Here is an 18,953-nt window from a genome sequence, read left to right as displayed (position 1 = left end):
ATTGCAGAAATGGAAAAGGCCGCGAAAGCGGCCTTTAGTTTTTGCAGAGCGTTACGAAAATCTGCGAGCAGGTACGTAATTATTGCTCCTGGGTCACCACATCACCCAGCTTGATTTTGGCTTCTTTACGCAGGTTGCTCATCATCGCTTCGAAAGCAATCTGGGCATTATTCTGGGTAATTCCCTGAACCATGGCCTTCTTCTGCGCGTCTGGCAGCGTGCCGGCTTTGACTTCATCCAGAGCCAGAATCACCACGTTACCCTGCATATCGGTCGTGGTGCCAAAGACAGGTTTGTCTTTCGCCGGCAGGCTCAGACCAAACGCAGCCTGGCTGACAGGATCCTGACCGGTACGGCTCAGCGTTTTGGCTTCGCCAAAGTTCAGGCCAGCCGCTTTCAGTGCATCGTTCTTACCGTCTTTCAGATCGGCCAGAATTTTCTCTGCATCCAGTTTTGCCTGCTGTGCCGCTTTGTTGTGTTTGACCAGCGCCACCACCTGATCTTTCACTTCCGCCAGGGGCTTCACTGCCTCGGCTTTGTGCTCGCTGACGCGCAGTACGAACGCACGGTCACCGTCAACGGTAATGATGTCTGAGTTGCTGCCCGGCGTACCGTTCTCACCTACCAGACCACCATTGAAAATGGCATCTGAAACCGGTTTGAAGTTCAGTTCTTCCGGCAGATTTTCATGGCTGAACCAGCCCGTCTCAACCGCTTTCACGCCAGCAGCCTGCTCAGCGCCCGCCAGTGATTCGTTGTCGTTGCTTGCGGCATCGCTCACTTTCTGTTGCAGAGCATAGAAGGCGTCCAGCGCTTTCTCCTGCTTCACTTTCGCAGCGATATCATCACGAACGTCAGCCAGCGGCTTGGTTTTCGCCGCCACGACATCGTCCAGACGCGCCACCAGGAAGCCAACGGAGGATTTGATTACACCAGACAGTTGGCCTTTCTCTTTAAGACCCGCATTTTTCAGCTCGTCCGGGGTAGTGGAATCTTCCAGCCAGCCCATATCACCACCGTTTTTGGCAGAAATAATGTCGGTGGATTTTGCTTTCGCCACGGTCGCGAAATCAGCGCCTTTGTTCAGCTCGTCCAGCACGGCTTTTGCTTCTGCTTCCGTTTTGGTCTGGATCACGCTGTAACGGTTACGCTGCGGCTGAGTGAACTGATCCTGATGCTGGTCGTAATAAGACTGGATCTCGGCGTCAGTCGCGTTTTTCTGCATCGCGGCAGCATCCAGCTTGATATAGCTTACGCGGAACTGTTCAGGAGAGATGAAGTTGTTCTTGTTTTGCTCGTAGTAAGCATTAACTTCAGCGTCGCTAACCTGCTGTTTCGCCGCCAGTGCATTGACATCAATCGTCGCTTCACGCACCACGCGTTGCTGCGCTACCAGTGCCGCCAGCGCTTCAGTTTCGCCTTTCAGCATGAAATCGGTGCCCACCACCGCGTTGATCAGCTGTTGCGTGGTCAACTGGTTACGCAGCGCCTGTGCGTACTGGTCAGCCGTCATCCCCATCTGGTTAACAATGCTGTTGTAACGCGCGTTGTCGAACTTCCCATTAGACTGGAAAGCCTGCGTTGAGAAGATGGCTTTTTTAACCTGCTCATCGCTGATGCCCAGACCGAGGCTTTTCGCGTACTGGTCCAGCAGCGCTTCGTCGATAAGGCGGTTCAGCGTCTGCTGACGCAGGTTTTTCATATAGCCTTCGTTGGCTGCAAGTTCAGAGTATTGGTCGCCCAGCTGTTGCTGCATGCGGTTACGTTCACCAGCAAAAGCGTTCTCGAACTGCCCACGGCTAATTTCCTGGCCATTCACTTTTGCGGCGTAGTTCGCGCCACCGCCGATGAGGTAACTACTCACACCGGTCAATATGAACGACACGATAATGATACCGAAAATAATCTTGAGCACGAGACTGTTAGCAGCCGTGCGTAAGCTGTCCATCATGGTGTAACAACACTCCGCTGTAGGTGACTGGTTACCTGACGCTGACGGAAAATCCTGACCGTCGCGCGTAAAGGCGTATTGTGACAAGAAAACAGGGCAATTGTCAGCCCACAACTCGCATAAACTCGCACAAATCAGGTCTGGACAAACAAAAAAGGCACATCAAACGATGCGCCCTTGTACTTTTCAGCTTCCCTGGAGCGGGAAAGCAATCAATTTACTGCGTCTTTCAGCGCCTTACCTGCACGGAAACCCGGCACTTTAGCGGCAGCAATGGTGATCTCTTTACCGGTCTGCGGGTTGCGGCCAGTACGGGCAGCACGCTCTTTAACCGCAAAAGTACCGAAGCCTACCAGTGCAACGTCGTCCCCAGCTTGCAGAGATTCAGTAACAGAAGCAATTAAAGCATCTAAAGCACGTCCAGCTGCAGCTTTAGAAATATCAGCACCCGCAGCAATTTTGTCAATCAGTTGAGATTTATTCACTGTTCTCTTCCTCTCTTTATAATTTATATCGCACCTGAATCCTTCACAGCGCGACCGCGCAGCAGTTATATCAGTCCTGCTATGACCTTACAACACCCGTTGTTGATGGCTAACCCAATCAGCAATCTAAATTAGCTATACAAAAAAAGGCTGGCAAGTACGAAATGACTTACCAGCCTTGTTTTTATTAGCGCTCTTTGCGCGAGGTCACTATTTTGCGGTTACAACCTGCATTCCGGACGGTTCATTTTGCAGTGCGAGAGTCAGAACTTCCTCAATGCGTTTCACCGGATGGATCTGCAAATCGGCAATAACGTTGTCCGGAATCTCTTCCAGATCGCGTTTATTCTCGTAAGGAATCAATACGGTTTTGATCCCACCACGGTGTGCCGCCAGCAGTTTTTCTTTTAACCCGCCGATGGGCAGTACCTGACCACGCAGCGTAATTTCACCAGTCATGGCCACATCAGCACGGACCGGGTTACCCGTCAGGCAGGAAACCAGCGCCGTACACATAGCAATACCCGCGCTTGGGCCATCTTTCGGCGTCGCCCCTTCCGGAACGTGAACGTGAATGTCGCGTTTTTCGTAGAAATCCGGGTTAATACCCAGTTTTTCCGCGCGCGCACGCACCACGGTCAACGCTGCCTGGATGGACTCCTGCATCACTTCACCGAGCGAGCCAGTGTAGGTCAGCTTGCCTTTACCCGGTACACAGGCGGTTTCAATGGTCAGCAGATCGCCACCCACTTCCGTCCACGCCAGTCCAGTCACCTGACCAACGCGGTTTTCGTTGTCCGCACGGCCATAGTCGAAGCGTTGAACGCCGAGGTAAGCATGCAGATTGTCGCCGTTAATCACGATGTGCTTCAGGCTCTTATCCAGCAGCAGCTGCTTAACCGCCTTGCGGCACAGTTTAGAGATCTCACGCTCAAGGCTACGCACGCCCGCTTCACGGGTGTAGTAACGAATAATGCCGACAATAGCGCTGTCCTCAACGGTCAGCTCGTTAGCTTTCAGCGCGTTACGCTCAATCTGCTTCGGCAGCAGGTGCTGCTTAGCAATGTTCAGCTTCTCGTCTTCGGTATAACCGGACAGACGGATCACTTCCATACGGTCCAGCAGCGGTGCCGGAATGTTCATGGAATTCGACGTCGCCACGAACATCACATCGCTCAGGTCGTAGTCGACTTCCAGGTAGTGATCGCTGAACGCCACGTTCTGCTCTGGATCAAGCACTTCCAGCAGCGCCGACGCCGGATCGCCACGCATGTCCGAAGACATTTTGTCGATCTCGTCGAGGAGGAACAGCGGGTTTTTGACGCCCACTTTCGCCATCTTCTGGATCAGCTTGCCCGGCATAGAACCGATATAGGTACGACGGTGGCCGCGGATTTCCGCTTCATCACGCACGCCGCCCAGCGCCATACGGATGTACTTACGTCCGGTCGCTTTGGCGATGGACTGGCCCAGAGAGGTTTTACCCACCCCTGGAGGCCCTACCAGGCACAAGATTGGACCTTTGATTTTGTTCACACGGCTCTGTACCGCGAGGTACTCAAGAATGCGGTCTTTCACACGTTCCAGGCCATAGTGGTCGGTATCGAGGATTTCCTGTGCCTGACGCAGGTCTTTTTTGACCTTGCTGCGGGCATTCCATGGAACCTGAACCATCCACTCAATGTAGCCGCGTACAACGGTCGCTTCCGCCGACATCGGAGACATCATTTTCAGCTTCTGCAACTCAGCTTCGGCTTTCTCTTTCGCCTCTTTCGGCATCTTCGCCGCGTCGATCTTACGCTTCAGCGCTTCGTTTTCATCCGGCGCATCGTCCATCTCGCCGAGCTCTTTCTGAATGGCTTTCATTTGCTCGTTCAAATAGTACTCACGCTGCGATTTTTCCATCTGCTTTTTGACGCGGTTGCGAATGCGCTTCTCAACCTGGAGCAGATCGATCTCAGACTCCATCATCGCCATCAGGTATTCCAGACGTTCGTTAACGTCGGACATTTCCAGCACGGACTGTTTGTCAGCCAGCTTCAGCGGCATGTGCGCAGCGATGGTATCCGCCAGACGTGCAGGATCGTCGATGCTGTTCAGCGACGTCAGCACTTCAGGTGGGATTTTCTTGTTCAGCTTGATGTAGCCTTCAAACTGGCTGATCGCGGTGCGTACCAGCACTTCCTGCTCGCGCTCATCAAGTTCCGGTGAATCAAGGTACTCTGCCTTCGCAGAGAAGTGCTCGCCATCGTCTGACAGAGTGGTAATACGCGCGCGCTGTAAGCCTTCCACCAGCACCTTCACGGTGCCGTCTGGCAGCTTCAGCATCTGCAAAATAGAGGCCACGGTCCCGACGGTGAAAAGATCGTTTACACCCGGCTCATCCGTTGATGCTTCCTTCTGCGCAACCAACATGATTTTTTTATCATGATCCATGGCGGCTTCGAGGCAACGGATAGATTTTTCCCGCCCTACAAATAAGGGTATGACCATGTGCGGATAAACCACCACATCGCGCAACGGCAATACGGGGATTTCAATGCGTTCAGAACGCTCAGGATTCATAGAGCTCTCTCTTAGTTTAGTGTCCGCCAGGTAAACTGGTCATGTAACTGTGCTTCACACAACCATTAACATGTAATCCAGTATATGGGGATGTTTCCCATACATTCAACGCCATGAATACGGAAAAAGTAAAGGGGAGATAAAATCCCCCCTTTTTGATTAACTGATTGTATGAAATGGTGAATTATTCTCCAGATGCCTGCTGCGCTTCCGGTTTACCGTAAATCAATAACGGCTTGGTCTGGCCACCAATGACGGACTCGTCGATCACGACTTTTTCGACATCTTCCATAGAAGGAAGATCGTACATCGTGTCGAGCAATGCTGCTTCCACGATAGAACGCAGGCCACGGGCACCGGTTTTACGCGCCATCGCTTTCTTGGCAATCGCGTCCAGTGCTTCGTCACGGAATTCCAGCTCAACGCCTTCCAGATTAAACAGCGCCTGATACTGCTTGGTCAGCGCGTTTTTCGGCTCTTTCAGGATCTGAATCAGCGCGTCTTCGCTCAGTTCGTTCAGGGTCGCCACAACCGGCAGACGGCCGATAAATTCCGGAATCAAACCAAATTTGATCAGATCTTCCGGTTCAACCTGCGCCAGCAGCTGGCCTTCGTTTGGTTTTTCAGACGTAGCTTTCACCGTTGCGCCAAAACCAATGCCGGAGCCGGTTTCCACACGGTGAGAGATCACTTTATCCAGGCCTGCAAACGCACCACCACAGATAAACAGGATCTTGGAGGTATCAACCTGCAAGAATTCCTGCTGCGGATGTTTACGCCCACCCTGCGGTGGAACAGCCGCAACCGTACCTTCAATCAGCTTCAGGAGCGCCTGCTGCACGCCTTCGCCCGAGACGTCACGGGTGATGGATGGGTTGTCTGATTTACGGGAGATTTTGTCAATCTCATCGATATAGACGATCCCGCGCTGGGCTTTCTGTACGTCGTAATCGCACTTCTGGAGCAGCTTCTGGATAATATTTTCAACGTCTTCGCCCACATAACCGGCTTCGGTCAGGGTGGTGGCATCCGCCATGGTGAACGGAACATCCAGCAGGCGCGCCAGCGTTTCCGCCAGCAACGTTTTACCGGAACCCGTAGGCCCGATCAGCAGAATGTTACTTTTGCCCAGTTCCACGCCATTGCTGGTATCGCCGTTACGCAGACGCTTGTAGTGGTTGTATACCGCCACCGCCAGCACTTTTTTCGCCTGCTCCTGACCAATGACATAGTCGTCCAGGTGGTGGCGAATCTCGTGTGGCGTTGGTAACGCGCTGCGCTCACGGTGCGGCGCGACTTCTTTAATCTCTTCGCGAATGATGTCGTTACATAAATCGACGCATTCGTCGCAGATATACACGGACGGCCCGGCAATCAGTTTACGCACTTCATGCTGGCTTTTGCCGCAAAAAGAGCAGTACAGCAGTTTGCCCGAACCATCTTTGCGTTTATCTGTCATGAGTCCAAACCTCTTTTTAAGTTCTATGTGCCGCACATGACGACGCAAATGCCATACTCAGACGCAAGCTGCTTACAGGCAACGTGCCGCCCTAAATTAGTATAGCGGCACACTCGCGTCGCGGGCATCAATTACGATGGGTCAAAATGGAGTCGACTAAGCCGTACTCAACTGCCTCAGGTGCAGACAGGAAGCGATCGCGCTCGGTATCGCGCTCGATCTGCTCGAGTGGTTGACCCGTATGCTGCGCCATAAGTTCATTCATGCGCGCTTTTACTTTCAGAATTTCTCGGGCGTGGATTTCAATATCCGTCGCCTGGCCCTGGTAACCACCCAGCGGCTGGTGAATCATCACGCGGGAGTTAGGCAGGCAGAAACGCTTACCTTTCGCCCCTGCGGTTAACAGGAAAGCCCCCATGGACGCCGCCTGTCCCATACAGATGGTGCTGACATCCGGCTTGATGAATTGCATGGTGTCATAAATAGACATGCCCGCCGTAATCACACCGCCCGGCGAGTTGATGTACAGGTAAATGTCTTTTTCCGGGTTTTCCGCTTCCAGGAACAGCATCTGCGCCACGATCAGGTTAGCCATATGGTCTTCCACCTGGCCGGTCAGAAAGATAACGCGTTCCTTGAGCAGACGGGAATAGATATCGAAAGATCGCTCACCGCGTGAGGTCTGTTCAATAACCATTGGCACCAGCGCCATATGGGGTGTAAAGTTATCTCGTTCGCCACTGTATGACATTTCCGTCTCCTGGTTCAAAATTGAAAACACCTGCTGTACTGATTGTAACCTTATGGACGGATTATCAGCCAGTCTCAATCATCGTGATTACATACTAATGGGGGTCGCCATGCCCTATTTCAAGCATAACAACGTTTTGTTGTAACGCTAACACTGAAAGGGCGTTTTAGCACCCTTCCAGGACTAAAGCTGTGATAAAAAAAACCCGTCGCCGGAGGGCAACGGGTTTTTTGTTCAAACTTTAAACCGTTGGGGCGAAATTACGCCTGCTGGTTCATCAGTTCGGTGAAAGAGGTCTCTTTTTCGGTTACTTTCGCTTTCGCCAGTACCGCTTCAACAGCCTGCTCTTCCAGTGCAACGTTGCGCATGTTGTCCATCAGCTCTTTGTTCTTACCGTAGAACTCGATCACTTCTGATGGATCTTCATATGCAGAAGCCATCTCTTCGATCAGGCCTTTCACACGCTCTTCGTCAGCTTTCAGCTCGTGGGTACGAATCACTTCGCCCAGCAGCAGGCCAACAACAACGCGACGTTTCGCTTGCTCTTCGAACAGCTCGCGTGGCAGTTCCATCGCTTGCTGCTGGTTGCCACCGAAGCGCTGTGCAGCCTGACGGCGCAGAACGTCGATTTCGCTGTCGATCAGGGCAGCAGGAACGTCGATGTCGTTCGCTTTCACCAGACCTTCAATCGCCTGAGACTTCACGCGGTTACGTACAGCGCCGTTCAGCTCGCGCTCCATGTTTTTACGCACTTCAGCACGCAGACCCGCAACAGAACCATCTTCCACGCCGAAACGCTTGATGAATTCTTCAGTCAGTTCTGGCAGTTCGCGCTCTTCAACTTTCTTCAGGTTGATGACGAACTTCGCTGCTTTACCTTTCAGGTTTTCAGCGTGGTATTCTTCAGGGAAGGTCACGTCGATGGTGAACTCTTCGCCTGCTTTGTGGCCTTTGATACCGTCTTCGAAGCCTGGGATCATACGACCCTGGCCCATCGCCAGTACGAAATCAGACGCTTTACCGCCTTCGAACTCTTCGCCGTCTACTGAACCGGTGAAGTCGATGGTTACGCGGTCTTCCGCGTCAACAGCGCCTTCTTTCTCTTTCCAGTTCGCCTGCTGCTTACGCAGGGTATCCAGCATGCCGTCAACGTCTTCGTCAGTCACGGAAACGATCGGTTTTTCAACTTCGATTGATTCCAGACCTTTCAGCTCAACTTCCGGGTACACTTCGAACTCTACGGAATAGGTGAAGTCTTCGCCCTGCTTGTATTCACCTGGAACGTAGTTTGGCGCGCCGGCTGGATTGATTTTTTCTTTGATGATCGCGTCGATAAAGTTGCGGCTCATCAGTTCACCCAGCACATCCTGACGCACGGAAGCGCCATAACGCTGAGCAACAACATTCATTGGTACTTTGCCCTTGCGGAAGCCGTCAATACGTACTTTTTTTGCTACGTTGACCAGCTCGCTTTTCACAGCAGTTTCGATGCTGTCAGCAGCGATAGTAATCGTTACACGGCGGCCAAGGCCTTGAGTGGTTTCAACTGAAACTTGCATCTTGTTACCTCAAAAAAATCACAGTGCTCGGTCAACTCTGAATCTGTCTGTTATACCGGGATGCTCTCTTATGTGCAGATTCACATTCCCTGTCGCCAGAATCATCCCGAAGACATTCAATAAGACGCGGCATTATAGCGGCATCACTTAGGTGAGTCGAGAACGGTTGGAGCATGTTGCTGCGGCTTTTTTCACACTTTAAGGCTATTTTTAGCCTTAAAAACGCGCCATCCGCTCAAAACTCAGACAAAACAAAACGGCCCGAAGGCCGTTTTGACGAAATCTGTAAGCAACATACTGGAAAAACTCCGGCGGTTGCAAATCCGATTTATCAGGCGATGGTGCCTGCACCCCGACAAGGCGGTGATGCGAATACCGTATCCTGCAGCCCTTCCCATTCCTTAATGGTGTAGGTATGCAGCGCCAGCGCATGTACGGTTGTGGAGAGTTCTTCCGTCAAGGTGCTGTAGATCAAGCGGTGTCGGTTCAGGAAACGTTCTCCCGTGAAGCGATCGCTGACCAGAACCACTTTGAAGTGGCTTTCAGAACCTGCCGGCACGTTATGACGATAGCTTTCGTCGACAACTTCGAGAAACACAGGGTTGAACGCTGCCCTTAATTTTTCTTCTATCTGTTCACGTATCATCATGAAATCACTCCTCCGACAACGCTAAGATGTCACCCATCCCTTTAAATATTAGCCGCTTTTACCGATTCCATTACACCGTGACAACAAATATTTAGCTTTCGTCTGATTTTCTCATCCAAACGGATGAAGTTCACTATGAGGTTCATACGTTTTGTCACTTACAGGCAGAGAAAAGCGGAAAGGTGGTCAGTTTTCGGACAAGGCGATGAATTTACATGCGTTGACCACTTCCCCTGGCCGTTGGCGATGTTATGATGGCGGCAATTTTTCTCTCTTTGCTTACGATTCGTTGAGAACCCGAAAATGTTAAAAAAAATCTTCTTTCCGTTGGTAGCACTCTTTATGCTCGCCGGTTGCGCAACCCCGCCGACGACCATTGACGTTTCACCAAAAATTACCCTGCCTCAGCAGGATCCAAGCCTGATGGGCGTGACGGTCAGCATTAATGGCGCCGATCAGCGTCAGGACCAGGCGCTGGCGAAAGTGACTCGCGACAACCAGCAGGTTACGCTGACCGCTTCCCGCGACCTGCGCTTCCTGTTGCAGGAAGTACTGGAAAAACAGATGACCTCCCGTGGCTACATGATTGGCCCAAGCGGCGCGGTTGATCTGCAAATCATCGTGAACAACCTGTACGCTGACGTCTCCCAGGGTAACGTTCGCTACAACATTGCGACCAAAGCCGATATCTCCATCATCGCTACCGCGAAGAACGGCAACAAGATGAACAAAAACTACCGTGCAAGCTATTCCGTTGAAGGCGCATTCCAGGCCTCCAACAAAAATATCGCTAACGCGGTTAACAGCGTGCTGACTGACACCATTGCCGACATGGCACAGGACACCAGCATTCACGACTTCATCAAGCAGAACGCACGTTAATCCTGCTGACTGACCCGGTGCTTCACCGGGTCAGTTCATAAGAACATGTCCAGTCACTACTTACGCATTTTCCAGCAACCGAAATCAGCTATTCTGCTGATCCTGGGTTTCGCCTCCGGTTTACCCCTTGCGCTCACCTCCGGCACGTTACAGGCGTGGATGACGGTTGAGAACATCGATCTTAAAACCATTGGTTTCTTCTCGCTCGTCGGCCAGGCTTACGTCTTTAAGTTCCTGTGGTCGCCAGTGATGGATCGCTATACCCCACCGTTCCTCGGGCGCCGTCGCGGCTGGTTAGTGATGACGCAGGTGCTGCTGTTGCTGGCCATTGCCGCAATGGGTTTCCTTGAACCGTCAACGCAGCTGCGCTGGATGGCCGCGCTTGCGGTGGTCATCGCCTTCTGCTCCGCCTCGCAGGACATCGTTTTTGACGCGTGGAAAACGGACGTCCTGCCAGCGGAAGAGCGTGGCGCCGGTGCGGCAATCAGCGTGCTCGGCTACCGCCTGGGTATGCTGGTTTCCGGCGGACTCGCACTGTGGCTTGCTGACCGCTATCTCGGCTGGCAGGGCATGTACTGGCTGATGGCCGCACTGCTGATCCCCTGCATTATTGCCACCCTGTTCGCGCCTGAACCGAGCGATGTGATCCCGGTTCCACGCTCGCTGGAGCAGGCCGTCGCCGCACCGCTGCGCGACTTCTTTGGTCGCAATAATGCCTGGCTGATCCTGCTGCTTATTGTCCTTTATAAGCTTGGCGACGCTTTCGCCATGAGTCTGACCACTACCTTCCTGATCCGCGGCGTCGGGTTTGATGCGGGCGAGGTCGGCGTGGTGAACAAAACCCTGGGTCTGTTTGCCACGATTGTCGGCGCGCTGTACGGCGGCGTATTGATGCAGCGCCTGACGCTGTTCCGCGCTCTGCTGATATTTGGCATCCTTCAGGGCGCATCGAATGCCGGTTACTGGCTGCTGTCGATCACCGACAAGAATATGATCAGTATGGGGACGGCGGTATTCTTTGAGAACCTGTGCGGCGGTATGGGCACTGCGGCATTTGTCGCCCTGCTGATGACGCTGTGCAATAAGTCATTTTCCGCTACCCAGTTTGCGCTGCTCTCTGCCCTTTCCGCCGTCGGGCGCGTATACGTTGGCCCCGTCGCGGGCTGGTTTGTTGAAGCCTACGGTTGGCCGACCTTTTATCTCTTCTCGGTGGTGGCGGCCGTGCCGGGGATTTTATTGCTGCTGGTCTGTCGCCAGACGCTGGAATATACCCAGCGGACGGAACACTTCATGCCGCGCACGGAATATCACGCTGCCTATCGGTTTGCCCTGCGTCTGCTAATGGCAGGTTGTCTTGCCCTGGTAGGGTGGCTCACGGTGCTCATCATGAATGCGACTACCGACTTGTCACTTCCTTTTGAAACCCTTCTGCTTGATGCAGGTGTGTTTCTCGCCCTGGCGGGGATCCTGACGGGTGGGATGCTGGATTTCATGTCATTACGAAAGACGCAGATGACATGAAGTAAAAAGCGAAAGGTTATTTCCCGTTGTAATAACAGCCCGAAATTATAACGGTGAAATAACCGCCATCGACAAAAAAAATATTTGTTGTTTTGTGCGGGATAGCATTCGGAAATTATTGGAGCTTATTTCGCTACGCTATTTTTCATTAAACGATTCAGCATTCGAAACATTGAATTTTCGTTTTTTAGTTGTCTTTTTATTGATAATTAATTGTTAACTAATTGTGTGTTTTTCGCAATGGTTATACCAATTGTCCCTTTTGCGGTATGCTGGGGCACCCTTTCGTTATAACGCCCACTCCGTGCGGCTTCCGTCTGGAAACGCGACATAATTTGCAACACTTGTGACATGTGCGGCAGAACCCAGTAACACCTTCCTGACACAGGGCTAATGATGTTTACAGTAATGTAACCTTCCCGTAAAATGCCCCCACACTTTAAACGCCACCAGACTCCCGTGGAATTGAGGTCGTTAAATGAGACTCAGGAAATACAATAAAAGTTTGGGATGGTTGTCATTATTCGCAGGCACTGTATTACTCAGTGGCTGCGATTCTGCACTACTAGACCCCAAAGGACAGATTGGACTGGAACAACGTTCATTGATACTGACGGCTTTTGGCCTGATGTTGATTGTGGTTATTCCTGCCATCTTGATGGCTGTTGGTTTCGCCTGGAAGTATCGTGCGAGCAATAAAGATGCGAAGTATAGCCCTAACTGGTCACACTCCAATAAAGTGGAAGCTGTGGTCTGGACGGTACCTATTCTGATCATCCTGTTCCTTGCTGTACTGACCTGGAAAACCACTCACGCACTTGAGCCGAGCAAACCGCTGGTTCACGATGAAAAACCCATTACCATTGAAGTGGTCTCCATGGACTGGAAATGGTTCTTCATCTATCCAGAACAGGGCATTGCTACCGTGAATGAAATCGCCTTCCCGGCGAACACTCCGGTTCAGTTCAAAGTGACCTCCAACTCCGTAATGAACTCCTTCTTCATCCCACGTCTGGGCAGCCAGATTTACGCGATGGCCGGTATGCAGACTAACCTGCATCTGATTGCGAATGAAGCAGGCACCTACGACGGTATCTCCGCCAGCTATAGTGGCCCGGGCTTCTCGGGTATGAAGTTCAAAGCTATCGCTACGCCAGACCGCGCGACTTTCGACCAGTGGGTTGCAAAAGCGAAGCAGTCTCCAAACACCATGTCTGACATGGCGGCGTTCGAAAAAGTGGCTGCACCTAGCGAATACAACAAGGTGGAGTACTTCTCTAACGTGAAACCGAATCTGTTCAAAGATGTTATTGGCAAATTTATGGATCACGGCATGAGCATGGACATGACCCAGCCTGAAGGCGAGCACAACACGCACCAGGGTATGGAAGGCATGGACATGAGCCACGCGGAAACCGCTCACTAAGGGGCCGAGGAAGAAAATGTTCGGAAAATTGACATTGGATGCGGTGCCGTACCATGAACCCATTATCATGGTTACGATTGCTGCAATTATCATTGGTGGCGCGGCCTTAGTTGGCCTGATCACTTACTTCGGTAAGTGGAGCTACCTGTGGAACGAGTGGCTGACTTCGGTTGACCACAAAAAACTCGGCATCATGTACTGCATCGTCGGTATCGTCATGTTAATTCGTGGCTTTGCGGATGCAATCATGATGCGTAGCCAGCAGGCGCTTGCGTCTGCGGGCGAAGCCGGATTCCTGCCACCGCACCACTACGATCAGATCTTTACCGCTCACGGCGTTATCATGATCTTCTTCGTGGCGATGCCGCTGGTAATCGGTCTGATGAACGTTGTCGTTCCGCTGCAAATCGGCGCGCGCGACGTTGCGTTCCCGTTCCTGAACAACCTGAGCTTCTGGTTCACCGTTGTCGGCGTTATCCTGGTTAACCTGTCACTGGGTGTGGGCGAATTTGCTCAGACCGGCTGGCTGGCCTACCCGCCACTTTCGGGAATTGAGTACAGTCCGGGCGTGGGCGTTGACTACTGGATTTGGGCGCTTCAGCTCTCCGGTGTCGGTACCACCCTGACCGGTATTAACTTCTTCGTGACCATCCTGAAGATGCGTGCACCAGGTATGACGATGTTCAAGATGCCAGTATTTACCTGGGCATCTCTGTGCGCCAACGTCCTGATTATCGCGTCGTTCCCAATTCTGACCGTCACCATCGCGCTGCTGACCCTGGATCGCTATCTGGGTACCCATTTCTTCACGAATGATATGGGTGGCAACATGATGATGTACATCAACCTGATTTGGGCCTGGGGTCACCCGGAAGTGTACATCCTGGTTCTGCCGGTGTTCGGTGTGTTCTCCGAAATCGCGGCAACCTTCTCGCGTAAACGTCTGTTTGGTTACACCTCTCTGGTGTGGGCAACCGTGTGTATTACCGTCCTGTCGTTCATCGTCTGGCTGCACCACTTCTTCACCATGGGTGCGGGCGCCAACGTAAACGCCTTCTTCGGTATTACCACTATGATTATCGCGATCCCGACCGGGGTTAAGATCTTCAACTGGCTGTTCACCATGTACCAGGGCCGTATCCAGTTCCACTCAGCGATGCTGTGGACCATCGGCTTCATCGTGACCTTCTCCGTAGGTGGGATGACCGGCGTGCTGCTGGCGGTTCCGGGCGCTGACTTTGTCCTGCACAACAGTCTGTTCCTGATTGCGCACTTCCATAACGTTATCATCGGCGGCGTCGTCTTCGGCTGCTTCGCAGGTGTGACCTACTGGTGGCCAAAAGCGTTCGGTTTCACCCTGAACGAAAAATGGGGCAAACGCGCGTTCTGGTTCTGGATCATCGGCTTCTTCGTGGCGTTTATGCCGCTGTACGTGCTGGGCTTCATGGGGATGACCCGTCGTCTGAGCCAGCAGATCGATCCGCAGTTCCATCCGATGCTGATGATTGCAGCGGGCGGCGCCGCGCTGATTGCCTGCGGTATCCTGTGCCAGCTGATTCAGTACTACGTGTCTATCCGTGACCGTAACCTGAACCGCGACCTGACCGGTGACCCGTGGGGTGGCCGTACGCTGGAGTGGTCTACCTCTTCTCCACCTCCGTTCTATAACTTTGCCGTAGTGCCGCACATTCATGAGCGTGACGCATTCTGGGAAATGAAAGAAAAAGGTGAAGCGTACAAGCAACCTGAACATTACGAAGAGATCCATATGCCGAAAAACAGCGGTGCGGGCATCGTGATTGCCGCCTTCGCAACGGTATTTGGTTTCGCAATGATCTGGCACATCTGGTGGATGGCGATTGTTGGCTTCGCTGGCATCGTAATCAGCTGGATTGTGAAGAGCTTTGACGAGGACGTGGACTACTACGTACCAGTCCGTGAAGTTGAAAAGCTGGAAAACCAGCATTTTGACGAGATTTCTAAAGCGGGGCTGAAAAATGGCAACTGATACTCTGGCGCACTCGACTGCCCACGCGCATGAACATGCGCACCATGATACAGGACCGACGAAAGTCTTCGGTTTCTGGATCTACCTGATGAGCGACTGCATCCTGTTCTGCTGTCTGTTCGCAACCTATGCCGTTCTGGTGAACGGCACAGCGGGCGGCCCGACCGGTAAGGACATCTTTGAGCTGCCGTTCGTTCTGGTTGAAACCGCACTGCTGTTATTCAGCTCCATCACCTACGGCATGGCGGCTATCGCCATGTACAAAAACAACAAAAGCCAGGTTGTTTCCTGGCTGGCGTTGACCTGGTTGTTTGGTGCTGGCTTTATCGGGATGGAAATCTATGAATTCCATCACCTGATTGCGGAAGGCTTTGGTCCGGATCGCAGTGGCTTCCTGTCAGCGTTCTTCGCGCTGGTCGGCACCCACGGTCTGCACGTGACCTCGGGTCTGATCTGGATGGCAGTGCTGATGTTCCAGATCTCCCGTCGCGGCCTGACCAGTACTAACCGTACCCGTATCATGTGCCTGAGCCTGTTCTGGCACTTCCTGGACGTGGTATGGATCTGTGTGTTCTCTGTTGTCTATCTGATGGGGGCGATGTAATGAGTCATTCTAACGATCATGGCGCTTCCCACGGCAGCGTAAAAACCTACATGACAGGTTTCATCCTGTCGATCATCCTGACGGTGATCCCGTTCTGGATGGTGATGAACGGTTCTGCATCTAAGCCGGTTATCCTGGGCGCAATCCTGGTGACCGCGGTGATTCAGATTCTGGTGCATCTGGTTTGCTTCCTGCACATGAACACCAAGTCCGATGAAGGCTGGAACATGACGGCCTTTATCTTTACCGTGATTATCATCGCTATCCTGGTAGTCGGTTCCATCTGGATTATGTGGAACCTTAACTACAACATGATGGTTCACTAAGAGCGGCGAGTATGTTTAAGCAATACCTGCAAGTCACGAAACCAGGCATCATCTTTGGCAACCTGATCTCCGTAATCGGAGGGTTCCTGCTGGCCTCTAAAGGCAGCATTGATTACACCCTCTTTATTTACACGCTGGTCGGTGTGTCACTGGTGGTTGCGTCCGGTTGTGTATTTAACAACTACATCGACATGGATATCGACAAGAAGATGGAAAGGACCAAAAATCGGGTGCTGGTTAAAGGCCTGATTGCTCCTTCCGTCTCGCTGGTGTACGCCACCTTGCTGGGTATTGCTGGCTTTATGCTGCTGTGGTTTGGTGCTAACCCGCTGGCCTGCTGGCTGGGGGTGATGGGGTTCGTGGTGTATGTAGGCGTCTACAGCCTGTATATGAAACGCCACTCCGTCTACGGCACGCTGATTGGTTCTCTCTCCGGCGCTGCGCCGCCGGTGATTGGCTACTGCGCCGTCACGAACGAGTTCGACAGCGGTGCGCTGATCCTGCTGGCTATCTTTAGCCTGTGGCAGATGCCGCACTCCTACGCCATCGCGATTTTCCGCTTTAAGGATTATCAGGCAGCGAACATTCCGGTTCTGCCGGTCGTGAAAGGCATCTCAGTTGCCAAAAACCACATCACGCTGTACATCATCGCTTTTGCCGTGGCAACGCTGATGCTCTCTCTGGGCGGTTACGCCGGATATAAATATCTGGTGGTGGCCGCTGCGGTGAGCGTCTGGTGGCTCGGCATGGCTCTGCGCGGTTACAAAGTGGAAGATGACAAGGTCTGGGCACGCAAGCTGTTTGTGTTCTCGATTGTCGCCATCACCTCCCTGTCCGTGATGATGTCCGTAGACTTCATGGTGCCAGATTCACAAAGCCTGCTGACGTACGTCTGGTAAGAAGACTGAAGTAAAAACGCCGGGTTTAACCCGGCGTTTTTTATTGGTACGGCGTAACCCCTTTCTTTAACAGTATATTGCCGTATTTCGCTGTCTCGCCTGTCACCACAATGGCGTACGCTTTCTGTGCCCGCGCATAAAACGCATAACGGTCAATACGCGTAATCCCCTCCCCTTCCGCCTCACCAAAGAGTGCGTTGCGATAGCGTGCTTCTACCTGTATATCGAGCGTATCCCCGTCGACAGGGGCCATCATCACCAGCGGTGGCGCATAGCTGTCGAGTTCAAACAGCGGTATCACCGCGGCCAGCAAATCGCTGATGAGCAGGCCATCTGCGCGGATCGTCTTTGGCCCCAGGCTGTGCGCGGGAAAGTGAGCGTCTGCAAAAATAATCTCGTCACCATGGCCCATCTCTGCCAGCGTTTTCAGCAGCTCGGGTGAAATCAGTGGGGATATAGTTTTAAGCACGGCTTTGCTCCTCAGGATAGAAATAACGGTAACGATAGTGGACCCGATCGCGAGCAGCCTCAGCGCTGGCCGTTTCTCCGACGCCCCACCATCCGTACAAAGACGCCCCCAGCACGGTCGTATCTGCATCTTCAAGAACCTTCACCGGGATCCCAAGCGCATTGGACTTGAGCTGATTCCACAGCATATTGCGGCTACCTCCCCCCACCAGCAGGAGTTCACGCGCCTTAAATTGCGCGATCGCCTCCAGCGCCTGGAGTTTTTCTTGCAGATGCACCGTGAGTCCTTCCAGGGCTGCGCGGTAAAAATGGGCTGGCGTGGTGGTGAGCGTAACGCCCTGCCAGCCGGCGAGCGGAGAATCGAGCAACTGGGTATTCATCGTGACGCCATCCGCCCCGTACGGAATTGCCGCCGCCTGAGCCAGAATAGTGTCCCAGTTGACATCAGGCGACCAGAACAGCGCGCGGATCCACTCCAGTACGCCAGACGCCAGATATTGCATTCCCGGATTATAGAGCCCCGTCCGGCTATCCAGTTCGCAGGTCGCGCCCGGGTATTGCCCCAGTAAAGCGGTATCAACCTGCGAGGTGCGCGCCATTAAAATCTCCCAGGTTCCCGAAGAGAGAACCGGCTCATTAATTCCCGCACCGGCGCCAAAAAGGGCAAACTGCGTATCGTGCCCGGCGGAGATCACCGGCACACCGCAAGGCAATCCGAGTCTGGATGCAGCGTCGGGCTGCAGTTCACCCATCATCTCTCCGGGGGAAACCAGCGGCGGGAAAAGGGAATGAGGCACGCCGATCTTGCTTAAGATCGTTTCGCTGAAGCACCGCTGATGTAGATCGAACATCTGACTGGTACCGGCCATCGTGAGATCGGTCGTCATTTTTCCGGTCAGGCGATGGTTGATTAGCGAGGAGATAAAAAGCCAGGCGTGAGCACGCTGTAACAGATTGGGATGGTTGTCCTGAAGCCAGCCTAGCTTATACAACGTGTTGAAACTAAACTGCCCAACGCCGGTGATCTGCTGTAGTTCAGCCGGGGAGCACAAACGGGCAACCGCTTCCATCACCGGCACGGTTCGTGGACATTTCCAGCTGATGATCGGGTAAAGCAGTTCTCCGCGCTCATCTACCAGCGCGCCATCCACGCCAAAGGTCGTCACACTCATTCCGCACAGTTGATGCTTGCTCAGCACTGCGCTGATTTTCTGACAACAGACGGCAAAACGTTGCATGATGGCGTCGAGCGACCACTGGTGCCAGGCCGGATTTTCAGCGGCACTTTCGCTTTCGTTCGCCACCGAGGCTCGCGCCACAATATTCCCTTCAGGATCCAGCGCAATGGCGCGCACGTTCGTCGCGCCACAATCGAGAACCAGAAAACATTTTTTCATTGC

At 52.9% G+C, this 18,953-nt stretch carries 16 protein-coding genes; 7 read left to right on the top strand and 9 right to left on the bottom strand.

Annotated elements, in window-relative coordinates; all coding sequences use genetic code 11:
• Window positions 1-79: 79 nt before the first annotated feature.
• From ppiD to bolA, 7 genes are all read right to left on the bottom strand, one after another.
• Entirely contained in the window at window positions 80-1,951 is a 1,872-nt protein-coding gene (gene ppiD, locus L3069_RS04985; RefSeq protein ID WP_038415509.1) for a peptidylprolyl isomerase, read from the bottom strand.
• 212 nt (window positions 1,952-2,163) lie between these two features.
• Window positions 2,164-2,436 (bottom strand): nucleoid-associated protein HU-beta, encoded by a 273-nt coding sequence (gene hupB, locus L3069_RS04980; RefSeq protein WP_002444653.1) that lies wholly within the window; start codon window positions 2,434-2,436, stop codon window positions 2,164-2,166.
• Between the two features lie 210 nt (window positions 2,437-2,646).
• Window positions 2,647-5,001, bottom strand: coding sequence for an endopeptidase La (gene lon / locus L3069_RS04975; RefSeq protein WP_006809878.1), 2,355 nt, complete (start codon window positions 4,999-5,001; stop codon window positions 2,647-2,649).
• Between the two features lie 184 nt (window positions 5,002-5,185).
• Window positions 5,186-6,460: an ATP-dependent protease ATP-binding subunit ClpX gene (gene clpX / locus L3069_RS04970; protein WP_006809879.1), complete on the bottom strand. Its 1,275-nt coding sequence runs from the start codon at window positions 6,458-6,460 to the stop codon at window positions 5,186-5,188.
• Window positions 6,461-6,587: 127 nt separating this feature from the next.
• Window positions 6,588-7,211 (bottom strand): ATP-dependent Clp endopeptidase proteolytic subunit ClpP, encoded by a 624-nt coding sequence (gene clpP / locus L3069_RS04965; RefSeq protein WP_038415505.1) that lies wholly within the window; start codon window positions 7,209-7,211, stop codon window positions 6,588-6,590.
• Between the two features lie 260 nt (window positions 7,212-7,471).
• Window positions 7,472-8,770, bottom strand: a complete 1,299-nt coding sequence (gene tig, locus L3069_RS04960) for a trigger factor (protein WP_006809881.1) — start codon at window positions 8,768-8,770, stop codon at window positions 7,472-7,474.
• 331 nt (window positions 8,771-9,101) lie between these two features.
• Window positions 9,102-9,419 (bottom strand): transcriptional regulator BolA, encoded by a 318-nt coding sequence (gene bolA, locus L3069_RS04955; RefSeq protein ID WP_003859051.1) that lies wholly within the window; start codon window positions 9,417-9,419, stop codon window positions 9,102-9,104.
• A gap of 303 nt (window positions 9,420-9,722) precedes the next feature.
• On the opposite strand from bolA, the gene L3069_RS04950 reads away from it, so the two are divergent.
• The 7 genes from L3069_RS04950 to cyoE all read left to right on the top strand — a co-directional run bounded on the left by L3069_RS04950 (window position 9,723) and on the right by cyoE (window position 17,085).
• The gene (locus L3069_RS04950) at window positions 9,723-10,301 is read left to right on the top strand and encodes a lipoprotein (protein WP_022647246.1); all 579 of its coding nucleotides are present in this window, start codon (window positions 9,723-9,725) and stop codon (window positions 10,299-10,301) included.
• A 45-nt stretch (window positions 10,302-10,346) separates the two neighbouring features.
• Window positions 10,347-11,822 carry a muropeptide MFS transporter AmpG gene (gene ampG, locus L3069_RS04945; RefSeq protein WP_022647245.1) on the top strand — a complete coding sequence of 492 codons (1,476 nt, stop codon included), beginning with the start codon at window positions 10,347-10,349 and terminating at the stop codon, window positions 11,820-11,822.
• 478 nt (window positions 11,823-12,300) lie between these two features.
• Window positions 12,301-13,248 carry a cytochrome o ubiquinol oxidase subunit II gene (gene cyoA, locus L3069_RS04940; RefSeq protein WP_006809886.1) on the top strand — a complete coding sequence of 316 codons (948 nt, stop codon included), beginning with the start codon at window positions 12,301-12,303 and terminating at the stop codon, window positions 13,246-13,248.
• 16 nt (window positions 13,249-13,264) lie between these two features.
• The gene (gene cyoB / locus L3069_RS04935) at window positions 13,265-15,256 is read left to right on the top strand and encodes a cytochrome o ubiquinol oxidase subunit I (RefSeq protein WP_006809887.1); all 1,992 of its coding nucleotides are present in this window, start codon (window positions 13,265-13,267) and stop codon (window positions 15,254-15,256) included.
• A complete protein-coding gene (locus tag L3069_RS04930; RefSeq protein WP_022647243.1) occupies window positions 15,246-15,860 on the top strand; it encodes a cytochrome o ubiquinol oxidase subunit III in 615 nt (204 codons plus the stop codon). The genes cyoB and L3069_RS04930 overlap by 11 nt, the downstream gene beginning before the upstream one ends.
• The gene (locus L3069_RS04925; RefSeq protein ID WP_006809888.1) at window positions 15,860-16,186 is read left to right on the top strand and encodes a cytochrome o ubiquinol oxidase subunit IV; all 327 of its coding nucleotides are present in this window, start codon (window positions 15,860-15,862) and stop codon (window positions 16,184-16,186) included. Before L3069_RS04930 ends, L3069_RS04925 begins: the two co-directional genes overlap by 1 nt.
• Window positions 16,187-16,197: 11 nt before the next feature.
• Window positions 16,198-17,085: a heme o synthase gene (cyoE, locus tag L3069_RS04920; protein WP_022647242.1), complete on the top strand. Its 888-nt coding sequence runs from the start codon at window positions 16,198-16,200 to the stop codon at window positions 17,083-17,085.
• A 40-nt stretch (window positions 17,086-17,125) separates the two neighbouring features.
• Here the strand turns inward: cyoE and fucU are convergent, their stop codons facing one another.
• A complete protein-coding gene (gene fucU / locus L3069_RS04915) occupies window positions 17,126-17,554 on the bottom strand; it encodes an L-fucose mutarotase (RefSeq protein WP_022647241.1) in 429 nt (142 codons plus the stop codon).
• Complete coding sequence (fucK, locus tag L3069_RS04910) at window positions 17,547-18,950, bottom strand: L-fuculokinase (protein WP_038415503.1); 1,404 nt, start codon at window positions 18,948-18,950, stop codon at window positions 17,547-17,549. Before fucK ends, fucU begins: the two co-directional genes overlap by 8 nt.
• Window positions 18,951-18,953 lie beyond the last annotated feature (3 nt).

The sequence above is a fragment of the Enterobacter cloacae complex sp. ECL411 genome, assembly GCF_021869665.1.
GTDB lineage: Bacteria > Pseudomonadota > Gammaproteobacteria > Enterobacterales > Enterobacteriaceae > Enterobacter > Enterobacter intestinihominis.
The sequence above is the reverse complement of the archived record's forward strand: the minus strand, read 5'-3'. Positions and strand labels throughout refer to the sequence as shown.